The sequence below is a fragment of the Fodinicurvata fenggangensis DSM 21160 genome, assembly GCF_000686045.1.
Taxonomy (GTDB): domain Bacteria; phylum Pseudomonadota; class Alphaproteobacteria; order Kiloniellales; family DSM-21159; genus Fodinicurvata; species Fodinicurvata fenggangensis.
Genome location: NZ_JMLV01000020.1, coordinates 1 through 23,488 on the forward strand (window position 1 = coordinate 1; position 23,488 = coordinate 23,488).

At 59.7% G+C, this 23,488-nt stretch carries 28 protein-coding genes; 14 read left to right on the plus strand and 14 right to left on the minus strand.

Translation table 11 applies throughout. The annotated features are described in order from the left end of the window. The coding region (locus tag BP38_RS21415; RefSeq protein WP_035725859.1) for an adenosylhomocysteinase at positions 1-382 on the plus strand (382 nt) is incomplete at its 5' end. Between the two features lie 52 nt (positions 383-434). Here the strand turns inward: BP38_RS21415 and BP38_RS0117585 are convergent. Both BP38_RS0117585 and purE read right to left on the minus strand, forming a co-directional pair. After that, positions 435-1,535, minus strand: coding sequence for a 5-(carboxyamino)imidazole ribonucleotide synthase (locus BP38_RS0117585; RefSeq protein WP_035725862.1), 1,101 nt, complete (start codon positions 1,533-1,535; stop codon positions 435-437). Next, the gene (purE, locus tag BP38_RS0117590; RefSeq protein WP_026988800.1) at positions 1,528-2,022 is read right to left on the minus strand and encodes a 5-(carboxyamino)imidazole ribonucleotide mutase; all 495 of its coding nucleotides are present in this window, start codon (positions 2,020-2,022) and stop codon (positions 1,528-1,530) included. The genes BP38_RS0117585 and purE overlap by 8 nt, the downstream gene beginning before the upstream one ends. Before the next feature lie 382 nt (positions 2,023-2,404). Here purE and BP38_RS22860 point away from each other — a divergent pair, with 382 nt between their 5' ends. Further along, positions 2,405-3,031 (plus strand): GGDEF domain-containing protein, encoded by a 627-nt coding sequence (locus BP38_RS22860; protein ID WP_051609523.1) that lies wholly within the window; start codon positions 2,405-2,407, stop codon positions 3,029-3,031. A gap of 17 nt (positions 3,032-3,048) precedes the next feature. Here the strand turns inward: BP38_RS22860 and BP38_RS0117600 are convergent, their stop codons facing one another. Then, positions 3,049-3,273 carry a YdcH family protein gene (locus BP38_RS0117600; protein ID WP_035725865.1) on the minus strand — a complete coding sequence of 75 codons (225 nt, stop codon included), beginning with the start codon at positions 3,271-3,273 and terminating at the stop codon, positions 3,049-3,051. A 147-nt stretch (positions 3,274-3,420) separates the two neighbouring features. Here BP38_RS0117600 and BP38_RS0117605 point away from each other — a divergent pair, with 147 nt between their 5' ends. Continuing rightward, positions 3,421-4,506, plus strand: a complete 1,086-nt coding sequence (locus tag BP38_RS0117605) for an ATP-dependent 6-phosphofructokinase (RefSeq protein WP_026988803.1) — start codon at positions 3,421-3,423, stop codon at positions 4,504-4,506. A 10-nt stretch (positions 4,507-4,516) separates the two neighbouring features. Further along, entirely contained in the window at positions 4,517-5,038 is a 522-nt protein-coding gene (locus tag BP38_RS21420) for a TIGR02444 family protein (RefSeq protein ID WP_051609524.1), read from the plus strand. Here the strand turns inward: BP38_RS21420 and sorU are convergent. The 5 genes from sorU to BP38_RS21425 all read right to left on the minus strand — a co-directional run bounded on the left by sorU (position 5,029) and on the right by BP38_RS21425 (position 9,037). Continuing rightward, a complete protein-coding gene (gene sorU, locus BP38_RS0117615; RefSeq protein ID WP_051609525.1) occupies positions 5,029-5,379 on the minus strand; it encodes a SorU family sulfite dehydrogenase c-type cytochrome subunit in 351 nt (116 codons plus the stop codon). The two genes, BP38_RS21420 and sorU, sit on opposite strands and share 10 nt — an antisense overlap. 87 nt (positions 5,380-5,466) lie before the next feature. Next, positions 5,467-6,660 (minus strand): SorT family sulfite dehydrogenase catalytic subunit, encoded by a 1,194-nt coding sequence (gene sorT, locus BP38_RS0117620; protein ID WP_026988805.1) that lies wholly within the window; start codon positions 6,658-6,660, stop codon positions 5,467-5,469. A gap of 210 nt (positions 6,661-6,870) precedes the next feature. Then, a complete protein-coding gene (locus BP38_RS0117625; RefSeq protein WP_026988806.1) occupies positions 6,871-7,710 on the minus strand; it encodes an anti-sigma factor family protein in 840 nt (279 codons plus the stop codon). A gap of 7 nt (positions 7,711-7,717) precedes the next feature. Beyond that, positions 7,718-8,215: an RNA polymerase sigma factor gene (locus tag BP38_RS0117630; protein WP_081816770.1), complete on the minus strand. Its 498-nt coding sequence runs from the start codon at positions 8,213-8,215 to the stop codon at positions 7,718-7,720. A gap of 204 nt (positions 8,216-8,419) precedes the next feature. Then, a complete protein-coding gene (locus BP38_RS21425) occupies positions 8,420-9,037 on the minus strand; it encodes a UbiX family flavin prenyltransferase (RefSeq protein WP_051609526.1) in 618 nt (205 codons plus the stop codon). A 117-nt stretch (positions 9,038-9,154) separates the two neighbouring features. Here BP38_RS21425 and BP38_RS21430 point away from each other — a divergent pair, with 117 nt between their 5' ends. The 3 genes from BP38_RS21430 (at position 9,155) to BP38_RS0117650 (ending at position 10,345) form a co-directional block, all read left to right on the plus strand. Then, positions 9,155-9,367, plus strand: coding sequence for a YdcH family protein (locus BP38_RS21430; protein ID WP_035725871.1), 213 nt, complete (start codon positions 9,155-9,157; stop codon positions 9,365-9,367). A 106-nt stretch (positions 9,368-9,473) separates the two neighbouring features. Next, on the plus strand, positions 9,474-10,004 hold the full coding sequence (locus BP38_RS21980) for an EndoU domain-containing protein (RefSeq protein ID WP_026988808.1): 531 nt from the start codon (positions 9,474-9,476) through the stop codon (positions 10,002-10,004). Between the two features lie 26 nt (positions 10,005-10,030). Then, on the plus strand, positions 10,031-10,345 hold the full coding sequence (locus BP38_RS0117650; RefSeq protein ID WP_026988809.1) for a hypothetical protein: 315 nt from the start codon (positions 10,031-10,033) through the stop codon (positions 10,343-10,345). Between the two features lie 4 nt (positions 10,346-10,349). On the opposite strand, the gene BP38_RS0117655 is transcribed toward BP38_RS0117650, so the two are convergent. Next, on the minus strand, positions 10,350-11,804 hold the full coding sequence (locus BP38_RS0117655) for a phospholipase D-like domain-containing protein (protein ID WP_026988810.1): 1,455 nt from the start codon (positions 11,802-11,804) through the stop codon (positions 10,350-10,352). Between the two features lie 192 nt (positions 11,805-11,996). Here BP38_RS0117655 and BP38_RS0117660 point away from each other — a divergent pair, with 192 nt between their 5' ends. Beyond that, entirely contained in the window at positions 11,997-13,898 is a 1,902-nt protein-coding gene (locus tag BP38_RS0117660) for a propionyl-CoA synthetase (RefSeq protein ID WP_026988811.1), read from the plus strand. Here the strand turns inward: BP38_RS0117660 and BP38_RS21440 are convergent. Beyond that, positions 13,877-14,563 (minus strand): HAD-IA family hydrolase, encoded by a 687-nt coding sequence (locus tag BP38_RS21440; RefSeq protein ID WP_035725873.1) that lies wholly within the window; start codon positions 14,561-14,563, stop codon positions 13,877-13,879. The two genes, BP38_RS0117660 and BP38_RS21440, sit on opposite strands and share 22 nt — an antisense overlap. Before the next feature lie 120 nt (positions 14,564-14,683). Here BP38_RS21440 and BP38_RS0117670 point away from each other — a divergent pair, with 120 nt between their 5' ends. The 3 genes from BP38_RS0117670 to BP38_RS23245 all read left to right on the plus strand — a co-directional run bounded on the left by BP38_RS0117670 (position 14,684) and on the right by BP38_RS23245 (position 15,800). Beyond that, the gene (locus BP38_RS0117670; protein ID WP_081816772.1) at positions 14,684-15,124 is read left to right on the plus strand and encodes a DUF1465 family protein; all 441 of its coding nucleotides are present in this window, start codon (positions 14,684-14,686) and stop codon (positions 15,122-15,124) included. 136 nt (positions 15,125-15,260) lie between these two features. After that, complete coding sequence (locus BP38_RS0117675; protein WP_026988813.1) at positions 15,261-15,509, plus strand: hypothetical protein; 249 nt, start codon at positions 15,261-15,263, stop codon at positions 15,507-15,509. Positions 15,510-15,677: 168 nt separating this feature from the next. Further along, positions 15,678-15,800 (plus strand): hypothetical protein, encoded by a 123-nt coding sequence (locus BP38_RS23245; protein ID WP_281174431.1) that lies wholly within the window; start codon positions 15,678-15,680, stop codon positions 15,798-15,800. Between the two features lie 158 nt (positions 15,801-15,958). Here the strand turns inward: BP38_RS23245 and BP38_RS21445 are convergent, their stop codons facing one another. Continuing rightward, positions 15,959-16,402, minus strand: coding sequence for a DUF4168 domain-containing protein (locus BP38_RS21445; RefSeq protein ID WP_155992501.1), 444 nt, complete (start codon positions 16,400-16,402; stop codon positions 15,959-15,961). Positions 16,403-16,731: 329 nt separating this feature from the next. Between BP38_RS21445 and BP38_RS21450 the strand changes: the two genes are divergently transcribed. Both BP38_RS21450 and BP38_RS21985 read left to right on the plus strand, forming a co-directional pair. Further along, positions 16,732-17,253 carry a sigma-70 family RNA polymerase sigma factor gene (locus BP38_RS21450; RefSeq protein ID WP_051609528.1) on the plus strand — a complete coding sequence of 174 codons (522 nt, stop codon included), beginning with the start codon at positions 16,732-16,734 and terminating at the stop codon, positions 17,251-17,253. Then, positions 17,250-18,209 (plus strand): anti-sigma factor family protein, encoded by a 960-nt coding sequence (locus BP38_RS21985; protein WP_051609529.1) that lies wholly within the window; start codon positions 17,250-17,252, stop codon positions 18,207-18,209. The genes BP38_RS21450 and BP38_RS21985 overlap by 4 nt, the downstream gene beginning before the upstream one ends. Before the next feature lie 75 nt (positions 18,210-18,284). Here BP38_RS21985 and rpmE read toward each other — a convergent pair whose 3' ends face one another. Beyond that, on the minus strand, positions 18,285-18,512 hold the full coding sequence (gene rpmE / locus BP38_RS0117700) for a 50S ribosomal protein L31 (protein ID WP_022726728.1): 228 nt from the start codon (positions 18,510-18,512) through the stop codon (positions 18,285-18,287). A 206-nt stretch (positions 18,513-18,718) separates the two neighbouring features. On the opposite strand from rpmE, the gene BP38_RS0117705 reads away from it, so the two are divergent. Then, the gene (locus BP38_RS0117705; RefSeq protein ID WP_035725876.1) at positions 18,719-20,497 is read left to right on the plus strand and encodes an ABC transporter transmembrane domain-containing protein; all 1,779 of its coding nucleotides are present in this window, start codon (positions 18,719-18,721) and stop codon (positions 20,495-20,497) included. A 47-nt stretch (positions 20,498-20,544) separates the two neighbouring features. On the opposite strand, the gene BP38_RS0117710 is transcribed toward BP38_RS0117705, so the two are convergent. Further along, positions 20,545-22,266, minus strand: a complete 1,722-nt coding sequence (locus tag BP38_RS0117710; RefSeq protein WP_026988815.1) for a peptidoglycan -binding protein — start codon at positions 22,264-22,266, stop codon at positions 20,545-20,547. A 16-nt stretch (positions 22,267-22,282) separates the two neighbouring features. Continuing rightward, the gene (locus tag BP38_RS0117715) at positions 22,283-23,446 is read right to left on the minus strand and encodes an AAA family ATPase (protein ID WP_026988816.1); all 1,164 of its coding nucleotides are present in this window, start codon (positions 23,444-23,446) and stop codon (positions 22,283-22,285) included. Between the last annotated feature and the right edge of the window lie 42 nt (positions 23,447-23,488).

Below are 23,488 nucleotides of genomic sequence, written 5' to 3' on the forward strand. Positions count from 1 at the left end.
CGAGATCCAGGTCGAGGGTCTGAAGAACCTGAAGTGGCAGTCGATCAAGCCGCAGGTGGACCAGATCGAGTTCCCGGACGGGCACAAGATCATCCTGCTGGCCGAGGGCCGCCTGGTGAACCTGGGCTGCGGCACGGGCCACCCCAGCTTCGTGATGAGCGCGTCGTTCACCAACCAGGTGCTGGCGCAGATGGAGCTGTGGAAGAACCACGAGAACTACGAGCGTCAGGTCTACGTGCTGCCCAAGCACCTCGACGAGAAGGTCGCCAAGCTGCACCTCGACAAGATCGGCGCCCATCTCTCCAAGCTCTCGAAGGAACAGGCCGAATACATCGGCGTGCCGCTGAACGGGCCGTACAAAAAGGACAATTACCGCTACTGACCCCAGTCAAAAGTCGCGAAGGAAAGGCCGGAGCAGACCACTCCGGCCTTTCTCATCTGCGCGGGATCAGCTTGTTGACATGGCCCATCTTGCGGCCAGGGCGGGCCTCCGCCTTGCCGTAGAGGTGCAGACGGGCTGTCGGGTCCGAGAGAATCTCGTACCAGTCTTTGCTTTGCGCGCCGATCAGGTTGCGCATAACGGCATCGGAATGACGCTCGGTGGAGCCGAGCGGCAGGCCGGTGACAGCACGGACCAATTGCTCGAACTGTGGTGTGTAGCAGGCGTCCATGGACCAGTGCCCCGAGTTGTGTGGACGCGGCGCCATTTCGTTGACCAGGACGCGGTTGTCCTGGGTGACGAACATCTCCACCGCGATCAGGCCGACCAGGCCCATTTCCTCGGCGATGTGGCGCGCCAGGACCTCGGCCTTGTCAGCCACGTCCGTCGGGATGCGTGCCGGCACAAGTGTCTGGTCCAGGATGCGCTCACGATGCTGGTTCTCGACGGCAGGATAGGTAGTCAGAGTTCCGTCGCGACCGCGTGCGGCGATCACGGAGATCTCGCAGGTGAAATCGACAAAGCCTTCCATGACACCGTTGCTTTGCGGGGCGTGCCGACGCATTTCCTCCCAGGCTTCGGCCGCCACGGTTTCGTTGCGCAGCAGGACCTGTCCCTTGCCGTCATAGCCGAAATCGCAACTCTTCAGAATCACCGGTGCGCCGAGGTCGCGCAGCGCACGCTGTACGGCCTCGGGGCCTGCAACTTCGGTATAGCGGGTGGTGGGAATCTGTATCGAGGCCAGGAAGTCCTTTTCGCGCAGCCGGTTCTGGCAGATGTGAAGGATATGAGGGCCGGGATGGACGGCGACACGCTCCGCCAGGATCTCTGCCGTGCGGGAGGGCACGTTCTCGAACTCGAAGGTGACCACGTCCACGGACTCGGCGAAGGCGGCAAGAGCCTGCTCGTCATCATAGGCTGCCTGGGTGGACAGTGAGGTCACCTGGCAGGCGGGCTCATCGGCACCGGGACAGTAGATGTGACTGCGATAGCCGAGGCGGGCGGCGGCCAGGGCCGTCATGCGGCCCAGCTGACCGCCGCCGAGAATACCGATCACGGAGCCGGGGGGCAGGATTTCGTGTTTGGGCTTAGTCATGGTCAGAAGGCCTTTCGGCAACGCTGTCGCTTTGTTTGCTGCGGTAACTGTCCAGTCGCTCGGCTAGCCCGGCATCGGACAGGGAGAGGATCGAAGCGGCCAGCAAAGCGGCATTGCGGGCGCCGGAATTGCCGATCGCCAGTGTTCCAACAGGCACACCGCCAGGCATCTGGGCTATGGATAGAAGGCTGTCCATCCCGTGCAGGGCCTTGCTTTCCACGGGAACGCCCAGGACCGGGAGGCTGGTCAGGCTGGCCACCATCCCCGGCAGGTGGGCCGCGCCGCCGGCTCCGGCGATGATAACCTTCAAGCCGCGGCTTCGTGCGTTGCGGGCATAGTCGTAAAGGCGCTCAGGCGTACGGTGTGCCGAAACAATGCGTGATTCGTGTGGCACCTGGAGCTCATCAAGGATGTCCGCGGCGTGTTTCATGGTCTGCCAGTCGGACTGGCTGCCCATGATGACGCCCACCAGAGACTGCTGGCCCATTGTTCGTGCTTCCCCTTGTTGCATGCGGGCAGGCGTCCACTTGAGGACACCGGAGTTTCCTGTTGCTCCTGGCGAACCGTCCAGGGCCGGCGCATTATTCCGTCAAGCTTCCGTTGAAACAAGCGTTCAGAGTTCCAAGTTGCCGCATGGACCTTTTCATAAAATATCTGTAAAAGAATGCCTATCGGGGTGGTCACGAACAGGCAACGGAGATTCCCGGAGCAGGATACCAAGTGGTCCTGCCTCCAGCAGGCTTGAGCACGGGATTTTCATGAAAGTATCTGGAACAACGCCACCCGTCAGGACGGAAAGGGTTCGGACGGGAGAGAAGAAGGGCGCGAGCCGAACGGAACGGAGTCCCGGCTTTGATTCCATCTCTGACGTGACAACATTCTGCGGCCTGTCCGAAAGCGAATTGACTCCTAAGGTTCAGCAGGCCTTGCAGGAACTTCTTCATGAAGTTTCGCGCCTGTATCGGGAACTGGATCGTGCGCAAGGCCGGATCGAGTATCTCGAGCACCTGTCGGACGAGGATCCACTGGTTCCGCTGATCAACCGGCGCGCCTTCGTGCGTGAACTGGACCGATACATCTCGTTTTCCGAACGCTACGGCATGCCGAGCAGCCTGATCTATCTGGATCTGGACGGCATGAAACGTACCAACGATAGCCATGGCCATGCTGCTGGCGATGCTGTGCTGCTGCATGTAGCGGAGTTGCTGCGCCGGAACCTGAGGGGATCGGACATCCTGGCACGACTGGGCGGAGACGAGTTTGGTGCCATCCTGGTTCAGGCCGATCTGCAGAATGCCGAACGCAAGGCCAGTGAGCTGGCGGAGCTGCTGTCCCGGACGCCGCTCGATTGGGAGGGGCACGAAATATCTGTTTCGGCCTCGTGGGGCGTCTATCGTTTCGATGGTCGCGAACAGGTGGAAGAGGCGCTGCGCAGTGCGGACGACCAGATGTACGAACGCAAGCGCAGCAAACGGGAGCGACTGGAGGACGGTTGAGAGAGGCCAGCCCGGACTCAGGCAATGATGTCCGGGATCAGACGGTCTTCTATGTCGGATATCCTGTCCTTCAGGGTCAACTTCCGCTTCTTGAGACGCTGCATCTTCAGTTGGTCATAAGGAGGGTGCTCGACCATGCGCTGGATGGCATCATCCAGGTCACGGTGTTCCATGCGCAGCGTCTCGAGCCGTTCACGCAGCTGTGCGGGTGTCTCTTCGCTCTCGTTGTAGGTCTTGTCCATCTTGGAGGGGGCTGTCTTTCATGGATACGGGATTGGCGGGCACTATACAGGCGATCCTGCCGTGAGGTGAAGCCCGCTTGCAATCCTAACAGGGTTCCGTTTTTCTCAAGGCTGAAACATTCGTCCCAGAAGGATCAGGGGTGGCCCATGGCAGAAATCAAGCGAATCGGTGTCCTGACAAGCGGTGGCGACTGTGCCGGATTGAATGCCGTGATTCGTGCCGTGGTCCAGCGTGCCGTCGAAGATCATGGCTGGCACGTTGTCGGCATACACAAGGGCACCGCGGGCCTTTTGAGCCGGCCTGTGGAAGCCGAGACCCTGGACCTGTCCCGCTTCGATGGCTCGCTGTTGCGCCGTGCAGGGACGGTTCTGGGGACGACGAACAAGGGCAATCCCTTCGCATTTCCCATGCCTGACGGGCGTGTGGTCGATCGCTCCGATGAGATTGTCGAAGGCTTGAAGGAACTGGGCATTGATGCGCTGATCGGGATCGGTGGCGATGGCAGCCTGGCCATCCTGGACCGTCTCTGCCGAAAGGCGAACATGCCGCTTATCGGCATTCCGAAGACAATCGACAATGATGTGGCGCGCACCGAGGTGGCAGTGGGCTATTCCACCGCCGTGGAGGTGGCAACCGATGCGCTGGACCACCTGCAGCCGACCGCAGCCAGCCACGACCGTGTCATGGTGCTCGAGGTCATGGGACGGGATGCAGGGCATATTGCGTTGAGCGCCGGAATTGCGGGGGGCGCGGACATCATACTGATACCGGAAATCCCCTGGAGCGCGGAAAGCCTGTCACGCAAGATCGAAGCCTTGCGGCGCCAGGACCGCAACTTCGCCCTGGTGGTGGTGGCCGAAGCCGTGCGCCGCGAGGATGGACAGGCGGTGGGCCGGACCGGGGAAGGCGGTAAAGTCCAGTATGGCGGTATCGGCCACTACGTGGGCGAACGCCTGGGCCAGATGACCGGGGCCGAGGTCCGCGTTACGGTCCTTGGGCATGTCCAGCGCGGCGGCACGCCCGTTGCGCGCGATCGCCTGATCGCCTCGATCTTCGGTGTTCATGCCGTGGACCTGGTTGCCCAGGGGCAAGGAGGCGTGATGGTGGCCTGGGAAGGCCGTTCCGTGACCGCCATACCGCTGGATCAGATCATTGATCAGCCACACCGCGTGGATCCGAACGGGGCCCTGGTCAACGCGGCCCGCGGATTGGGAATCTGTCTGGGTGATTGAGGGAAAACGCTTGGAGACGGAAGGCCTGTCATTCTGGGATTTCTCACTGGCTTTCTATGAGCGGCCCCCTGTGGCACAGGCCTGCCTGGCGCTGCAGGATGACCATGGGCAGGACGTCAACATGGTGCTGTTCTGCTTCTGGGCCGCTGGCCATGGCAAAGTGCTGCAGGCGGCGGACCTGGAAAAGCTCGTGCACCTCATTGCGCCGTGGCAGGAGCATGTGGTCCAGCCGTTACGGGAGGTGCGCCGCTGGATGAAGCGCCCTGAGCTGCTTCAGCGAGAGGACAGCGCCAGCCTGCGTGAGGCCATAAAGCAGAATGAACTGGAAGCCGAACGCCTGCAGCAGACATTTCTTCAGGATGCGCTGGATCTATCCGGAGGAAAACCAGGCCTTTCGGACAAGAAAAAGGCGGCCTGTGCGGCCGCCAGTCTGGAAGCCCTCTTCTCCTCAGGGGCTCCCACGGGTGCGGAAGAAAGAGGCAAGCTTGGAGACGGCCTTCTGCAAGCCTATAGAGACTTTCTTCAGTCCTGAGTGACGGAAACCACGTATTTGGAGATGGCCTTGATCTCCTCATCACTGAGGCTGTCACCGAAGGGCGGCATCACGCCGACGCCGTCACGGACCGCTGCACGCACCGCCTTCTCAGTGGGTTGCAGGTTATCCAGGTTCGGTCCGATGGCGCCGCTTGTCCCGGCGTCTTCCAGGGCATGACAGGTTCCGCAGGTGGGCTGGACGCCCTCGAGGAAAAGCTGGCGTCCCTGTTCGATTGCCTTGTCTTCGCCGGCCTTGACCGGGGCAGCTGACAGACCAGTCAGAGACAACAGCAGTGAAATGGCAAGACAGACTCCTTGGGTCCGCGTTGTCTGCGGCATGAAACGATCCTCTGGGGTGGTGGTTGTGAAGTGGATAGAAGAGGGCTCCGTCCGTATCCCGAACGGAGCCCTCTGTACAAATAGCTGTTATACGATCGTGACCTCTACGGCCAGGCGGTCCCAGCCGTTGTAGTCGTAACCGCGATGGTTGGGTTCGGTGGCTTCGGGCTGGACGTTGCCTTCGGAATCGGTGGCCCGGCTGGTGATCACGTAGTCACCGGGGTCCAATTCGGCAGTCAGCAGGAACGGCCGCCAAGCATAGCGCCCCAGGTCGGGGCCGATGAAGCTCGCTTCCTGCCAGCTGTTCCCACCGTCGATCGACACCTCGACCTTGTCGACGGAATTGGTGCCTCCGAAAGCCACGCCATAAATCTGGGTGCGTCCGCTGTTATGATCCTTCAGCGGATGCGTGACCCAGGACTTGACCTGCATCTCCCACATGGAGGGCTGGTCAGGCGCCCCGTCAACACCGACCGGGCGGACGCGGTAGCCGGAGGCCTGGATCTTGGCGTCGGTTTCCTGTTCGGTGAAGGCCACGCGCTTCACGTACTTGACGTTGTTGATGCCGTAGTAGCCCGGCACGATCATGCGCAGCGGTCCCCCGTGTGCCAGTGGCATCTCGTCGCCGTTCATTTCCCAGGCAAGGATGGCATTTTCCATGGCCTCCTTGGGGACAGAACGCTCGACGATGATGGACTTTTCATCGACACCTTCGGGCAGTTCTTCGCCGCCGGTGGAGGTCATGAAGACACCGCCATCGGCTACGCCGCCAAGCTCCTCGACCACCTTGCGCATGGGAGCGCCGCTCCAGAGCACGCAGCCCGCTGCACCGGTGAGCCATTGGGAGCCACTTGTCTCGTGGTCATAAAAGCCGCGTCCGTTGCCTGAACACTGCAGGACCGTGGCCACGGTCTCGATGCCGATGTTCTTCAGATCCCCCACGGTCAGGGTGCGTGGGTTGTTCACGCCCTCGATCGAGACTTCCCAGGCATCCCGGTCGGCCACCACGGACTCATCGGGTGCCGGCAGGTTGTTGCGGATATAGACCTCGTCGTTCGGCGTGATGCCACTGGTGCCACCGGCGCCCCGTTTCATTTCCAGGGTCTGCTCGGTGTGCATGATCAGCTTGTCGGCATCCTTCCAACTGACGTAGCCGGGCAACTCCTTCTCGTCAGCGAAGGCGGGGAAGCTGGCGCCCGTTACGCCGGCTGCTGCTATTGCGCCGGCCGTGCCGGCTGATCCAATCAGGAAATGTCGCCGGTGAATTCTTGCGGATTCCATTTTTGCGTTTCCTCCCTTTGCGCAGTGTCGCGCTTGATGCCAGCCTCAAGAGGACCGGCAGGTTGGTCATGTCCCAGTCCCGATGGCCTAGAACTGGCACTGTCAAGATAAGACGTTCGAGAGGATGCGTTTATTCCCGCTGTGGCGTCCGATGCGTCACTTTTTCCTGACCAATTCAGTTACGGGTAACCGGACATCGAGGTGCGACCGTCAACCCAGGCAGGGGCGGTCACTACTGCGTGCCGATTCTGCCATACGGGTTTCCTGCTGTAGCGCGCCCGCCTCTCGTGTCGTTTTCTCGAGGTGGGCGGTAAGCCGCCGAAAACGCTGTTTATCCATTCCCTGTGAGACAGCTGCATAGGCGGTGTCCCCGACGCGCCAGCTTGCGAGCGCCTGGTCATCCTCTTGCCATTCAAGGGAAAGGTCGACCTGCTGGCTTTCAGGGGCCTTCGTTATGGTGAGGCTAAGCTGGCAGCCATTCTGCCCCAGGTAGCCGACAAAGAAATATTCATCACGCCCGTCGCGCTGACTGGAAAAGCGCGTGATGCGCATGCCTGCCAGAGCAAGGGAGGGGGCATAGCCGACCGTCCCGTCGACAGAGACTTCCACAAGGTCGTCCGAGGCCTTCATGCTGTCCTGTACGGATGGATCGGATGCCGGTGCCTCACTGTCGCTGTCGATCCATTCCTGGTGCTGCTCCTGGGCCGCAGTGATCCAGTTGTCCGAACCATTCTGACCCTGCAGTCCATACCAGACTGCACCGCTGGCGATCGCCATGGCCAGTAGGCTGGCCGCCAGGGCGCAAGGCCATTTCCATCCCGGCCCTCCCGGCCGGCCACCGGCAGGCAGATGGGGGATCGCAGGCGCATCGTCGTTATCGAATTCCAGTGCCTGCTGGCTGGCCGCCTTCAAATCGCTCAGCGCGGCTATGGCCTGCGCAAGATCCGGGTCTTCCGCTGCTGCCGTAGCGAGTTGCGATGCCGTTTTTGGAGAAAGTTCTCCATCGACATAGGCATTCAGCTGTTCCCAAGTGTATTTCTGTTCAGACATGGTGTGTTCACTTGCTGGGTTGGGCCGAGGTGATTTCGGATAGCAAGGCCTTTCTGGCCCGAGAAAGGCGGCTCATGACGGTTCCTGTCGGAATTTCAAGCAGTTCCGCGACTTCTGCATAGGAAAATCCGGCCAGATCGACGAGTGATATGATTTCACGATAGGGAATGGACAGTTTCTGCATGGCCTGCTGGATCGCGAGGGTATCAATCAGACTTCGGTCGAAATCCCACTGCGCGCTTTCCTCTGCTTCTCCTGTCTCTTCGTCATACAGAACGGCGCCCGCTGTGCGCCTTCGTCGTGTCCGGTCGATCCAGGCATTCCGAAGAACCCGGAAAAGCCAGGCACGACAGGCCCGCTCGTTGTCAGGCACCGACTTCGCGGTCAGGGCCCTGAGCGCACATTCCTGGAATAGGTCATCGGCTTCCTCACGATCACCCGTCAGGCTAAAGGCGTAGCCGAAGAGCCTCAGGCGGTAGCGCTCAAGCCGTTCCGCAACACTCAAGGGCAGACTCCCTGCCAGGTGACGATACTTCCGGTACAGATGGCCCAGTCAGTGAAGAGGGCAGACTCGAGCTTTCTACACATCTGGCCAGAAGCAGGGAAGCTTGCACTTGGTGGAATGGAGCACACTCACGAACCTGGCGTTTCTCGTCTCAAGAACGAGGAAACGCAGAACAGAGCAGGATTATTCCAGTGGCGGAACACGTCAGGACTCCTGCTGGCGTCGCGAGACCCGCGTTGCCTTGTTGCCACCATCGCTTTCGCCCCAGCGACGGACAAGCGGACTTTCCAGCCCAAAAACATCCAGGGCGCGGCCAACGGACTGGTTGATGACATCGTCCAGGCTTTGAGGGTTATGATAAAAGGCAGGTACAGGCGGGGCGATCACGGCGCCCATTTCGGACAACGCAAGAAGGTTGCGCAGGTGTCCGCTGTGCAGCGGGGTTTCGCGCAGCATCAGGACCAGTTTTCGACGCTCCTTCAGCACCACGTCCGCGGCGCGTGTCAGCAGGTTGGAAGTCACGCCCGTTGCGATTTCCGACATGCTGCGGATCGAGCAGGGCGCGATGATCATGCCTTCGGTTTGAAAGGACCCGCTTGAAACGGCCGCACCCACATCGGGGAAGGCGTGAACCTGGTCAGCCAGATCCTGCACTTCCCTCAGCTTGAAGTCCGTTTCATAGCCGATGGTCATTTCGGCAGAACGCGAAATGACCAGATGACTCTCCACGGGAAGCTCCTGAAGCGCCTGCAAAAGGCGGATGCCGTAGATGGCGCCACTTGCTCCGGTTATACCTACGATGAGACGAAAGTCTTTTGTCATGAATTCCCAATATTGCACTCGGCGACAGTTTGACCACATCATAGGGTGTAACGCAGTTGCCCGGAACCGGGAATGCGCTTTTGAAGCTACCGTCATTTCATGGAAGGAGTCTGGCCCATGTCGACGCTGTCACACATCGAGGCGTTGCAGGACAAGCATGCTCAGCTTGAGAAGATCATCGAGCAGGAGCAGTTGAGACCTGATCCCGATGAAGTGCGCATCCATGAATTGAAACGCGAAAAACTGAAGATCAAGGACGAGATCAATGCCCTGAACGGGGCCGGTTCCATGAATGGCCGCTCGGTCGGTAATGGGGTTGCCCACCACTGAGCCCGCTTTTCCGAACAGGAGGCCAGTAGGCTGTCCCTTTAACGGACATAGCTTTGGCCCGGTAAGAGACTGAATTGACCCTCTGAACGAAGAGCGGCAAACGAGCATGTCATACCTGTTTTCCAGGCCGGTGACTGTCGGCAGTGTATTGGCTGTCGGGCTTTACCTGCTTGTCGCTGGCTTTTCCCAACCGGCCTGGGCCTTCGATTCCGTTGACTGTACCACTGCCGAGCCTCACTGGTCGGAGACAGAACCGAAGCTGAATCTGGTTCATATCTTCTGTGGAGAAATCAACAGCCGTGGCAAGCCTGTCGGTTATCACGCGCGCCCCAAGGGGAAGGACCCCGTTACGGCGCGTGTAACCCGAATCCTGGATGTGGCCAATTCCGCAGGCATCTATACCGCCAGGGTCGAAGTGAGGGACAAGGGAAGCTGGAAGGAGAAGTTCTCCTCTTTCTTTCCGGACAGCTTGGACCCGCGTGAGGTGGTTCACCTGATCCTGGCCGCCTATGAAGACAGTGGCGGCGGTCAGCGCTGGGAAGGGGGCAGTGGTGCAGGCTTTCGCGTGCAAGGCTATGAAATAGAGGTCGAGGGCGAGACCCGAATCAATACCGCCTATCCGCTTTTTCAGCGTTGAATGGAACAGGAAGGGGCTTTGACTTCGTGAACTATTATCTGGACAGCGAGGGGGTGGCACGTGCCTCCCTGCCTTTGGAGTTGAACCTTCTGAAGAATTTCCTCGAAGAGGATCTTCAGGGGTCGACCGGGCTTTGTCAGGAAATCCAGCAGCGATTGCAGGTCTTGCAGCGGCAAGGGGAGGGGGATTCCGAAATAACGGGCAATGCCCATCACCTGCGCCTGAACACCGAGCGGGTGCAGATTGAACCGCTCTACAGCAAGTCAGCGCCGCTGGAGTTGGAAACTGAGCTTTTTCGTGAGGTTATTGCATCCTGGGAGGCTCTGCTCCGCTCGCAGTAGCGCCTCAATCCAATCCGAGGCGGCGCAGCAGGTGGTACTTGGCCAGACGTTTGGGCTTCTGCGGGCCTTCCGGATCGCCCAGTTGCAGTTCGACGAGCAGGTTCTCGTCTTCGGGTTCCGGGACCTCGAGAGGCGCAAGCCGGCGGCCGCTGGATGTGCGCAAGGTTTCGATGGTTGCCAGCAGGCGGCCTTGTTCCTTGAAGGTTTCCTTCAGGTGTTCGGGCGTAACACCCAGATGCTCGGCCAGAAGGCGCGTGCGCAAATCCCCTATCCGTGCAGTGATGGCTTCGCTGTCCCGTCCAGCACGCGCATTTACCTCGGAATCAATGACCACGTCGCATTCCGTATCGAACCCCATGGAGCGATTGTTGAGATTGCTTGAGCCGATACGCAGAAGTCGGTCATCGACGACCATGACCTTGGAGTGAACGTAGATCGCCTGGTTTGCCTCGTTATAAGGTGTGTAGATCGCGAAGTGCCCATGGCGGTCGTGTTGCCGAAGGTAATGCACGGCAAAGTGCCGTGCCGCGTCCATAGAGGCTTCCTCGAGCATGTCTTCGCCTTTCTCGGGGTTGACCACTGCCACATCCGGGCCATCAGGCTCCTCCAGTCTTCTTGCCAGGGCTTCGGTGACCTGTCGTGAGGCGAAGTACTGGTTTTCTATGTAGAGAAATTCGCGTGCGCACCGGATGGCTTCAAGGTTGACGGCCTCGATCTCGCGCACCTCGGGCTGCTCCTCATATTCGGGGTGTGTTCGGGCGATGCTGATCTCGACATCAAGAAAATCGGGCTGCAGGAAACCGGGCCAGGGATCACTTTCAACCTGTTCGCGGGGCAGGTCTTCGCCCACAGCTTCCCGCCAACGCAATCGCGCCAGTTCAGACAGGGATTCCGCTGCCTTGCCGTCCAGCACCATCGCGGCTTCGTGCCGTGGGCCGAAGCTCTCCCGCCCGCGCCGGCGCCGCGGATCGTCGGGTTTATGCTCCGGTGTATCCCAACGATTGCCGACAAGGTCTATGGAACCGCAGAAGGCAATGCGATCATCGATGATGACCAGCTTCTGGTGATGACAGGCAATGGTCGGATGATGGCCGTCAAGGCGATAGACGATCTGCGGTGACCCGGCCCAACCCAGGCGAATGAGCGTTTGTATCTCGCGCCCCAGGTTCAAGAGCACGGAGCTGCTCCAGCGCAGGATACGAACAGTCAGGTCCGGTTTGCACCGGACGAGATGCTTCAGGAAACGACCAAGCTGAACAGGTGCCGGGGGATCGCTGTCGCCAGTCTTGTGCGGATGAAGCAGGCTTGCCTTGCGCTCGAAATCCCATCCTATGAAATAGACATGGCTTTCGGCTTGCAGCATGGCCTCTCGCAGCACTGCAAAATAGTCGGCGCCATCTACGATGACGGCAGCGCGGTTTGCCGGCTGGGTCCTCCAGCAGCAGTCCTCTATCGTCATCTTGCCTCGCTTTCCGGGAAGCCGAAGCGGACGGCTGCCCTGATGGATCTTTCGGTGCGACACAATAGCCGAAGCAGGGCCGTCCTGTCGGGCATTTATTGTCGCGTTGGGTTTCTGCTAGCTTGTTTACGGACTATGCCTTTTGCGAGAAACTTTGCGTAAGGGAACAGAACAACGGGGCAGGAAAACGCCATGGGAAAGTTCGAGGAAGTCTACAAGCGCTCGCTAAGCGACCCGGATGCTTTCTGGGGCGAAGCAGCCGAAGAACTGGTCTGGGACAAAAAATGGGATCGCGTGCTGGATGACAGCCAGGCACCGCTTTACCGCTGGTTTTCGGGTGGACGCCTGAACACTTGCTATAACGCTCTGGACCGTCATGTCGAGGCAGGCCGCGGCGCACAGCAGGCTTTGATCTATGATTCTCCCGTCACGGGCACGGTGCGCAGCTACAGCTACGCGGATCTACGCGATGAGGTGGCACGTCTGGCCGGCGTGCTGAAGGCGCGGGGTGTCCAGGCCGGTGACCGTGTGATCATCTACATGCCCATGGTCCCCGAAGCTGTCATGGGCATGCTGGCCTGCGCCAGGCTTGGGGCCGTGCATTCCGTCGTCTTCGGCGGCTTTGCTTCCAGCGAACTTGCAAAGCGGATTGATGACAGCCAGCCACGCATGGTGCTTTCCGCCTCCTGCGGTATCGAGCCGGGGCGGGTGGTGCCCTACAAGCCCTTGCTGGACAAGGCCTTGGACCTTTCGGCCCACAAGCCTGACGGCTGCCTGGTCCTCCAGCGCCCGGAAAATCCCTGCGAGTTGACAGCCGGCCGGGACGAAGACTGGCATGAGGCACTCTCGCAAGCGGCGCCGACCGATTGCGTGCCTGTCGAGGCGACGGATCCCCTCTATGTACTTTACACCTCGGGCACCACTGGACAGCCCAAGGGTATTGTGCGGGACAACGGCGGCCATGCCGTGGCGCTGAAGTGGTCAATGAAGAATATCTACAACATCGATCCGGGCGAGGTTTACTGGACGGCCTCGGATATCGGCTGGGTCGTGGGGCACAGCTACATTGTCTATGCACCCTTGCTGCAGGGGGCCACTACGGTGCTGTATGAAGGCAAGCCCGTTGGAACACCGGATGCCGGTGCCTTCTGGCGGGTGATCGAACAGCATGGTGTGGTCACCCTGTTCACCGCGCCGACGGCTTTCCGTGCCATCCGGCAGCAGGATCCACAGGGCGAGAAGATTGCCGAACATGATCTTTCCCATTTCCGTGCCCTGTTCCTGGCCGGTGAGCGCTGTGACCCCGATACCCTGGAATGGGCTCAGGACAAGCTGAGGGTTCCGGTCATCGATCACTGGTGGCAGACGGAAACCGGCTGGTCGATCGCGGCCAATTGCCTGGGGATAGAGCAGCTTCCGGTGAAGCCGGGCTCTCCGACACGTCCGGCGCCTGGCTGGGACCTGCGCGTTCTTGACAGCGAGGGAAAGGAGGTGCCGCGCGGAACGATCGGATCCATTGTCGGGCGCCTGCCCATGCCGCCGGGAACTTTCCCTACGCTGTGGAATGCGCAGGAGCGCTTTGTAAAGACCTACCTGTCGGGCTTTCCCGGTTACTACCAGACAGGGGATGCGGGCTACATGGACGAGGATGGGTACATCTTCGTCATGGCGCGGACCGATGACATCATCAACGTTGCCGGCCATCGCCTGTCGACAGGAGGGATCGAGGAAGTCCTGGCAACACATCCGGATGTGGCTGAATGTGCCGTCATCGGGGTTCACGATGAACTGAAGGGTCAACTTCCCGTGGGTTTCCTGGTCCTGAATGCTGGCTGCGATCGCCCCTTCGAGGAGGTCGAGAAGGAAGCGGTTCAGCTTGTACGCGACGGAATCGGGCCCGTGGCTGCCTTCAAGACGGCCCTTGTTGTCAAGCGGCTGCCCAAGACACGATCGGGCAAGATCCTGCGTGCGACCATGCGACAGATAGCCGATGGCGCGCGCTACAACATGCCCGCGACCATCGACGATCCGGCAATCCTGGAGGAAATCTCGGAGGTCCTGCAGGAAGCAGGTTATGCCGAGCAGCGTGCCTGAAGCTGGCGCAGGCTTTCGGGCAACTCGCTGAAGGCTGAGATCACGCCATCTCGGGGCAGGGCGGCTGCCCGGTCGCCACCATAGCCGTAGTCGGCCCAAATGGTTGCCAGGCCGGCTGACTGCCCGGCCAATAGGTCATTATGGCCGTCACCGATCATCACGGCTTCCCGGGGGGAAGCTCCCATTGCCTTAAGACAGTCTGTCAGGTGCCTGGGATCGGGTTTTCGGGCCGGATAGCTGTCGCCTCCGGCAATCTGTTCGAACAGATGTGCCAGGCCCAGGTTCTCCAGGATCGTCCGGCTTGGGGCTTCCGGCTTGTTGGTGCAGACCGCCATCCGCCAGCCCTGGTCGGAGAGGGACAGCAATGTCTCGTTCACGCTTTCATAGAGCTTTGTATCGGCAATCAGGGTATTGGCGTAGAGGTGCAGGAAACGCGCTGTGGCGGTGTCCAGGTCAGGGGGCGGGTCTGCTTCAGCCCAGATCAGCGCCTTTTCAACGAGTTTGCGGGCGCCATCTCCAACCATGGGAATCACCTCGGAAAGCGAAGGCGCTGGCAAGTTCTGTTCGGACAGGAGTTGTGCCAGCGCTTCGGTCAATCCCGGCGCACTGTCCACAAGGGTGCCGTCCAGGTCCAGCAGCAGGACCGTATAAGCATTCTGCTTCATGAATTGGAAATTCCTTCCAGATATACAATTATACAAGTGGGCTGCCGGCATAAGCTGGCATTATCCGCGAATATGGACGAGGTGTTCCCGGGATGAGAGCGCGGATCGCAGAAGGATGATATGGCTGATAACACCGAAAACGACAAGCTGACATCCATTTCGGATGCTTCTGCAGGTGGGGTCTCCTTCCTGGACGGCACCTATCGCGAGGCACTGTCCCTGACCCGCGAGATTCGCGATTACATAGCCCATCAGTGGCGCAGGGACTGCGAGGCTCTGTCGCCTGTGGCACGCCTAAACGCCTCCTGCGAAAGCATGCGCCTGACCAGCCGGGCAACACAGATCATGGCCTGGCTTTTTGTCCAGAAAGCCCTGCATGCCGGGGAGATCACCCACGAAGAGGCGTGTGCACCGGAGCGCAGATTGGCCGATCAGGAAATCTGCACGGCAACGCATGAGGAAGATGACGTCGTTCTGCCGGATCGCATGATGGAACTCTTGCAGCGCAGTCGCGACCTCTACCTGAGAATCCAGCGACTGGACGCCCAGTTGGAGCGGTAACAACCGCTCTTGTCGCCGCAGGATTGCATGACTCGTTCGGTAGGCATGCCATATGTCAGCTTTTCAAGCTGTGGAGGCATAGTCTATTGTGCTGCGGGTTTCATCCTGTCCATCTGCATTTCTGGAGAGTCTCGTCATGCCTTCCCCTGGTGCCAGCTCACCCAAGATTGTGTGGCTGTCCGTTGTCTCGGCCTTTCTGGCGGCCCTGATCCTGTTCGATGCCGTCTTTGCCATCGGTGCGGCGCTCGATTGGGCTTTGCTGGGACTATATGACGCTTCACCCCTCCTCATGCTGACCATTGGTGCAGCTATCGCCGCATTTTCTTGCTATCTGGCTGTCAGGTTCTTCCGACTGGCTTATCGCGCGGACCTGGAACTGGATTGACGCCCTTGCGGAAGCTTGGCCCTGATTGGTTGAAGCGCAGCGCAGAAAAATTTCAACTTCAATGGAACTTTTCGGGACTTGCCCCTGTCAAACTCAATAGTGGTGATCATCGCGGCAGCTGTGTCGTGGTGGGCCCTGGAGACATTGGATAGCGGATAGGAGATTAGCATGTCCCGTCTTTGGATCTTTGCCGCACTGTTTGCCGCCTTTGGCTTCCTGGCTGCTTGCGAGCCTGTAGATGAGGCCGATCAGCCGGCTGAAATGGACGATGGTGGCACTACCATGGACTGAGCCTCGGCTTCAGTCCTCTATTGCAAGAGACAGAAAGCGGCCGCTCCCTTGAGGGAGCGGCCGTTTTCATTTGCATGTTTCTGACAACAAAAAAAGCCGGTCCAAAAGGACCGGCTTTTACTCCAGTTTCCTGAAAAACAGGGAGGAGGAGGCTTGCGTTACTGGGATTCAACCATGGAGTTGAGCTTGGAAGCCAGCTCCGGATCACTCTGGGCGGCCTGGGTGATCTCGTTGTACTCTTCAACGGTCAGGCCACGATCCTCAACGGCGGAAGCCATTTCTTCCTGAGCTTCCTGCCAGATCTGCTGGGCTTCATCCTCGCTTTCGGCATTGGCGATCTCGGGCTCTTTTTCCTGGCCAATGGCGGAGACATCCTGCATGGCGAGGACATAGTTCTGTAGCTGCTCGTCGGAATAGTCGTCGACAGAGCCACCTTCCTGCATGTTGTTCTGCATGCTGTCGTCGCTGCTCTGGGCCAGGTCGAACGATGCCTTGTCTGTCTGGCTGGTGTCGGCCGCACTGGCAGCAGTCGCGCCAAGAACCATGGCACCGCTCATGACCAGGGCGGCTGTCGTGCTGCGAAGTGATAAACGAGTCGACATATGGGAACTCCTTGAAAGATTCTGTGTTGGTGCAAGGGCATTGCGTGCCCTTGTCATGTAAGACACAGCAAACAGCCTTAAAGTTCCCTGTCCATGGAAAAAAGTTCTGGATTTCTGAAGGATTGTGCCAAGCTACTGATAATAAAGAATGATGTTTCCAAAGATGTATAAATTGTAATAATGCGCGGAACAAAAACATCCTTGCGACTGTCTTTGATACCAGAGGTGGAAATGCCGATATATGAGGCAGGTTTACTGTGAATGACATCTCAGGGCGCCATTTGAGCTGATCAGGGTGCCACATGTCCTGTTCGGACAGGGAGTGCAGCGTGAGAGACGATTACGGCTGGCTGATATCACGAGAGACCACGAGCTTGAGGCGCTATGCCCGGGCGCTGGTACGCGACCCCGTGCGCGCAGACGACCTGGTTCAGGATTGTCTCGAACGTGCCATACGCAAGCGCAAGCAGCTTCGCAGCCAGGCCAGCGTCAAGAGTTGGCTGTTTCGCATCCTCTACACTGTCTACCTGAATGGCAGAAAAACGCGCTATTCCGCAGCATCGGACGATGTTCTGGAGGAAACCAGCAGCGTCATGCAACCGAACCAGCAACAACAGCTGGAGTGCAAGTCGATACTGGAGGCGATGGACCGTCTTCCCGACGATCAACGGGAGGCCATATTTCTTGTGGCCCTGGAAGGCGTGTCCTATACGGAGGCCGCCTCGATTCTGGGGGTGGAAATCGGCACGTTGAAATCGCGTCTGTCCCGTGGGCGCGAAGCGTTGAGACAGGTACATGCCAGTGCGGAAGACAATGCGCCCTCTCAAGCGACCCTACGGAGGGTGAAATGACTGACAGAAAGATCTATGACCAGATTACCGAACTGGATTTGATGGGCTATGTGGATGGCCAGTTGGATCCCGTTCGGCGTAGCGAGGTCGAGGCTTACCTGCTGCAGAATCCCGAGGAAAATGCGCGTGTGCGCGCTTATATCGCGCAGAATGAAGCCTTGCGCCGAGCCTTTGAGGAAGTCGCGGAAGAACCTGTGCCCGCGCGACTTACGGCAGCGACCCATTGGGCGCGTCGTCGTTCCGCGGCACCTGTCTTCCGTTGGGCCGCTGTTGCAGCGTCAGTTGTTCTGGCCGCCGGTGGCGGCTGGTGGGTTGGCCAGTCCGGCCTGGCCATCAGTCCCATGGGAGGTGCACAGCTCGCCCAGCAAACTGGAAGCACAGCGCAGACTGCGGGACAGCAGGGCTCTGCAATACCTGCGTCCGATCAGTCGACCGGGTCATTGCTGGAAAGATTGCAGCAGCAGCCCCTGATCGAGGAACAAACCATTTCAGAGGTGAACAGGGTGGCCGGCGGAAATGCCTTTGGCATGAACTTCAATCCGCCGGATATCTCGCTTTTCGGCTACGAGCTGCAGAATGCCCGGCAGATCAAGAAAGACGAGTCCCGTGCACTGCACCTTCTTTATGCCGATGCGGAAGGTGAAACGCTTTCCGTCATGCTCACGCCCAGGCAACGCCCGGAAAAACCATCGATCAACGTCAGCCAGGAAAATGACTTCAATATTGTCGATTGGTCTGATGGCCCCCTGGAACTGAAGATTGTCAGCCGGCGCAATGAGGAGCAGCTGCGCAAGATGGCGGGCAAGGTTGGCGAAAGCATGAGTTATAGCCTGCAATTGCCGCAGAACATGGGACAGGTTGCTGGGCAGCCGATCGACGACAATCGCATCTCCGAGCGCACGCTGGCACCCTTGCTGGAGAGTGACCAGATTTCTACATCGAGCGGACCGATGTGACTGCTGGACTCTGCCTATGCCGGAACAAAAAAGGGCGGCCCTGAGGCCGCCCTTTTTTCATTCGTTCCCAAAGCGTCAGTCATTCTTGATGCCGAAATCCCCGAAACGCTTCTTGAACTTGGCCATCTGTCCCCCACGATCGAGCACGCGATGCACACCGGTCCAGGCCGGGTGGGTCTTTGGATCGATATCCAGACGCAGCGTGTCACCCGGATTTCCGTAGGTCGAGCGCGTGGTGACTTCCGACCCGTCGGTCATCACGACCGTGATTTCATGGTAATCGGGATGGATATCTTGTTTCATGATGCAATCTCCTCAGCGGCGTCGCTGTATAACCGAGCTGCCCTGCCTTTGCAACAGTTGCCGGGAGGATCTCTCGTGCGGTGCGACGCTTGCCTGAGACCGGCGTGCATGCGATGAACCTAGAAGTGGCGGCAATCCCCGCTTTTCAGTGAATTTCAGGACAAATGACCCGTTCCGCGACACCAAGCCCCCTGCAATCATCGCGCATGACACAGCGCCCCAAGAGCCGGGACATCAACATCCTCGGCTATCTCTGGCGTTTTGTGCGTCCCTATCGCCTTCAGGTCGCTGGCGCGATGGTGGCCCTGACCGTTGCGGCGGCGACTCTGCTGACCTTCGGCTTCGGCATTCGCCAGCTGGTTGACCGTGGCTTCACGGCTGGTGATGCAGCCTTGCTGGATCGCGCGTTGCTTGTCCTGGCCCTCGCCATTGTCATCCTGTCCATTTCATCCTTTGCGCGCTATTTCCTGGTTTCATGGATTGGGGAACGGGTCATCGCGGATATCCGCAAGGCGGTTTTCAATCATGTGGTCAGCCTGTCGCCGGCCTATTTCGAGACAACACGTACCGGAGAGATCCTGTCTCGCCTGACCACCGACACGACGCTTTTGCAGACCGTGGTGGGGACGTCGGTTTCCATAGCTCTGCGCAATTTCCTGCTGCTTGTGGGCGGACTGGTGCTGCTGATGGTGACCTCGCCGCGCTTGACCGGGCTGGTGCTGATCGTTGTGCCCTTCGTCGTTGTGCCGATCATCGTTTATGGACGCAGGGTCCGCAAGCTGTCCCGGGAAAGCCAGGATCGTGTTGCAGATGTCGGGGCCTATGTGGATGAAACTTTGCTGGGGATTCGTACCGTACAGGCCTTCAATCATGAGGATCTGGACCGGGAGCGTTTCGCAGAGCGCAGTGAACAGGCTTTTAAGACCGCCGTGCGGCGTATTCGAGCACGAGCTTGGTTGACCGCGCTGGTGATACTCCTGGTCTTCGGTGCCGTGGCCGCCATCCTCTGGATCGGGGGGCAGGATGTCCTGGCGGGCCGGATGAGCGGCGGCGAATTGGCGGCCTTTGTCTTCTATGCCGTCGTGGTTGCGGGCTCCGTGGGGGCCATCGGTGAGGTGATCGGCGATCTGCAGCGCGCAGCTGGTGCCACGGAACGGCTGGTTGACCTGCTTTCCACCCAACCGGATATCACCGCTCCGGACAATCCCGAGGAATTGCCCGATCCGCCCAGGGGCAGCCTGGCCTTCGAGAATGTCAGCTTCCATTATCCGGCACGTCCCGACCTGCCAGCGATCAACGCCTTCTCGCTGGCGGTCAATCGTGGTGAGCGCGTGGCGCTCGTCGGCCCCTCAGGGGCTGGAAAGACAACGGTTTTTCAGCTGTTGCTGCGCTTTTATGACCCCAAGGAGGGGCGGATCCTCATTGACGGCGTGGACCTTGGTCGCGCCGACCCCGAAGCCGTGCGCCAACGCATAGGCTTTGTTTCCCAGGACCCGGTCATCTTTTCGGAGAATGGCTGGGAGAACATTCGCTATGGCCGGCCGGAGGCCAGCGATGAGGAGGTTCTGGAGGCAGCCAGGGCTGCCGCCTGCCTGGATTTCCTGCAGGCCTTGCCCGATGGCTTGGACACATTCCTCGGCGAACGTGGCGTCCGGCTGTCGGGTGGCCAGCGTCAACGCCTTGCGATCGCCCGGGCCATTCTGCGCAATCCGTCCATCCTGCTGCTCGACGAGGCCACCTCGGCCCTGGACGCGGAGAGTGAGCGCATGGTCCAGGATGCCCTGGAACATGTCATGAAGGACCGTACGACCCTGGTTATCGCCCATCGACTGGCGACGGTGCAGAAGGCGGATCGGATTGTTGTCATGGACAAGGGGCGCATTGTGGACAGCGGTCCCCACAGCAAGCTGATCCAGGATCGAGAGGGGTTATATGCCCGGCTTGCTGCGCTGCAATTCAACCAGGCTCAGGAAGTTGCGGAATAGCGCGCAATGAATACCCAACCTGGCTAACCAGCCCGCCCGCGGATGCTTCAGCGCTGGGTCAATTTGATCTCGATCCGTCGATTGCGCTGATAGGCCTCTTCTGTATCCGCATCCTCGATCGGTTGGTTGTCGCCAAAGCCGGCCGCGGCCAAGCGGTCGGCCGGGATGCCCTCATCGATGAGCAGCTCGACGACAGAGATGGCACGGGCAGCTGAAAGCTCCCAGTTCGAGGGGAAGCGCGCCGTCTGGATGGGGCGCTTGTCCGTGTGTCCGTCGATCCTCAGGACCCAGTCGATATCATCGGGGATCTTTTCGGCAATATTGCGCAACTGTTCACCGAGTTGTTGAATTTGCTCGCGTCCTTCGGGCTGCATGGTGGCTGAACCGCTGGGAAAGAGCACTTCGGCCTGGAAGACAAAGCGGTCACCGACGATCTCGATATCCGGATTGTCGCCCAGAACCTCGCGGAGCCGACCAAAGAATTCAGAGCGATAGCGCGCCAGGTCCTGGACCTTGTTGGCGAGGGCGACGTTGAGACGGCGCCCCAAGTCGGCGATCTGGGCCTCCTGCTCCTCGTTGCGTGTTTCCGCAGCTTCGAGCGCGTCGTTGAGGGAGGCGATCTGCCGACGTAGCGAGGCCAGCTGGCGATTGAGCAGGTCCACCTTGCGCCGTGCTTCTTCGGTCAGTTCCTGCTGTTCCACGGCGAAGTCCTGGGTGTCCGTCAACTGGCGCCGCAGGCTGGCGCGCTCCTCTTCCAGTTCCTTACTTCTCTCGTCGCTTTCCGCCAGCCGGCTTTGCAGGCTGGCACGGTTCTGCTCCAGTTCCTCACTTCGCTCTTCGCTCTCGGCCAAGCGGTTTTGCAGGCGCGCGCGTTCCTCGCGCAGGCGCTCGCTCTCCTCTTCGCTGGCTGCAAGCTGTGCGCGCAGTTGCTCGCCTTCTTCCTCTCGCTCTGCCAATTCCTCCTCGTTGGCGGCCAGCAGGCGCTGTTGCTCTGCAATGCGGCTTTCCAGGTCGGCCATCTGTTGTTCCAGCTCGTCCCGCAAACTTCGCAGGGTCGCCAGTTCCGACAGCTGGGTTTCGATCAGCTCCTTGTTGGCGTCGATCTCGGCGTAGGCATTCTCCAGTTCCTGGCGGAGTTCGTCGCTTATGCCCTGTGCATCCGCAAGTTCAGCGTCCAGCTCTTCGCGAGCTTGCTGGCTATCCTCAAGCTGGCTGCGCAGTTCCTGGCTCTCTTCCTGGGATTCCGACAAACGGCCGCTTAGTTCCTCTGTTTGTTCCCGGGATTCGGACAAGCGGTTGCTCAGGTCGTCGCTTTCGTTCTGGGATTCCGTCAGGCGGCTGCGCAGGGCATCACGGGCCTCGCGTGTGGATTCCAGTTCCTGTGTCAGGCTGTCACGTTCTTCCTGCAAAGCCGCCAGTTGGCTTTCCAGGGTGCTGCGGGCTTCTTGGCTTTCCTCCAACTGGTCGCTGAGATTCTGTCTCTGGGCCAGGGAAGACTGCAGCTCGGACGAAAGCTGGGAAAGGCTTTCCCTCAGTTCCTGATTGTTCTGCTGCTCCATGGCGAGCTGATCGGCCAACTGGGCGATTTCCCGATCCAGTTCCGAAAGCTGCTCGTCTTTCGTCGTCAGGGCTGCGGACAGGAAGTACTGGCTGACCGCGAAGACCATCAACACGAACATCACCACGAGCAACAGCGTGGCCAGGGCGTCGACGAACCCTGGCCAGATATTGACCGCGTGTGTCCGGGAACTGCGGTTCAGGTTGTACATGGACCGTACTCAGCTCTCAGGACTGTGACTCCTCGGCCAGGGCAGCAATGGTGCGGGCCAGCAGTCGGATTTCGCTGCGAATCTGCTCCACGGATTGTTCACGGCCGTGAGACATTTCTTCGGATATGCGGCTCAGGTAGAGGTTCATGTTGCGGATATGATCCTTTGTCGCATCGTCCATGCCGCCACTGGCGAAATTGCCCTCGTTCAGCTGGTTGAGGAGGGAGCGGATGGCACTGTGTGTATCGGCAAGACGCTTCATGACCTCCTGCTCGGTGCGCATCTGGTCGGTCAGCTGTGTCAGGCGTTCCGTCAGGATGCCAAGATTCCGGTTGGCATACTGCCGGTCCTCCTCGCCGCGTTCGATGGTGCGCTGAAGGTTCTGCAGGCTGTCGGCCGTGTGCTCCAGCAAGGCCTGAAGATAGGCAGGGACCGATGCCTCGCCTTCGCCAACCTGACCGCCGCCGCCGGACAGTCGGGTCATTCCTGAAAGCCATTCCTCCAACTCGTTCATGAAGCGGTTGTGGGCCTGGCCGGACTGGAGTTCCAGGAAGCCGAGAACCAATGAGCCTGCCAAACCGAAAAGGGAGGAGGAAAAGGCTGTGCCCATGCCCGACAAGGGGCTTTGCAGGCCGGTTTTCAGTTCTTCGAACATGCTGCCGGCATCCCCGGTCCCACCGGAAAGGCTGCCGATGGTCTCGCTCACGGCACCGACAGTCTCGACCAACCCCCAGAATGTGCCCAGAAGGCCCAGGAAGATCAGCAGTCCGATGAGATAGCGCGAGATATCATGACTTTCGTCGATGCGCATGCGAATGCCGTCCTGCAGGGTGCGCATCGACATGGCCGAAAGAGTCAGATGCCCTTTGCGTTCACGCATCATCTGGGCCATCGGGCTCAGCAGATGCGGGGCCGAGATGTTCTGGACCGCACCGGGATAGATCAGGCCGCCGCTGCTCTCGCTCTTCAGTTGCTCCAGAAAGGCAATTTCCCGGCGCAACTGGAAGACCTGTCGAAAGCTATAGGCGATGCCGAACAGCAGCACACCCAGGATCATGCCATTGAGCGCTGCGTTCGCCATGAAGGCTTCCCGTACCTGGGAAGACAGAACCGCCACGACAGCTGCCACCAGGGCCAGAAAGATTCCCATGCGGATGAGATAAGTCTGAGGTCGGGTCATGACGCTGCTGTGATTGCTCCCTGACTATGAGGTGAAGCTAGC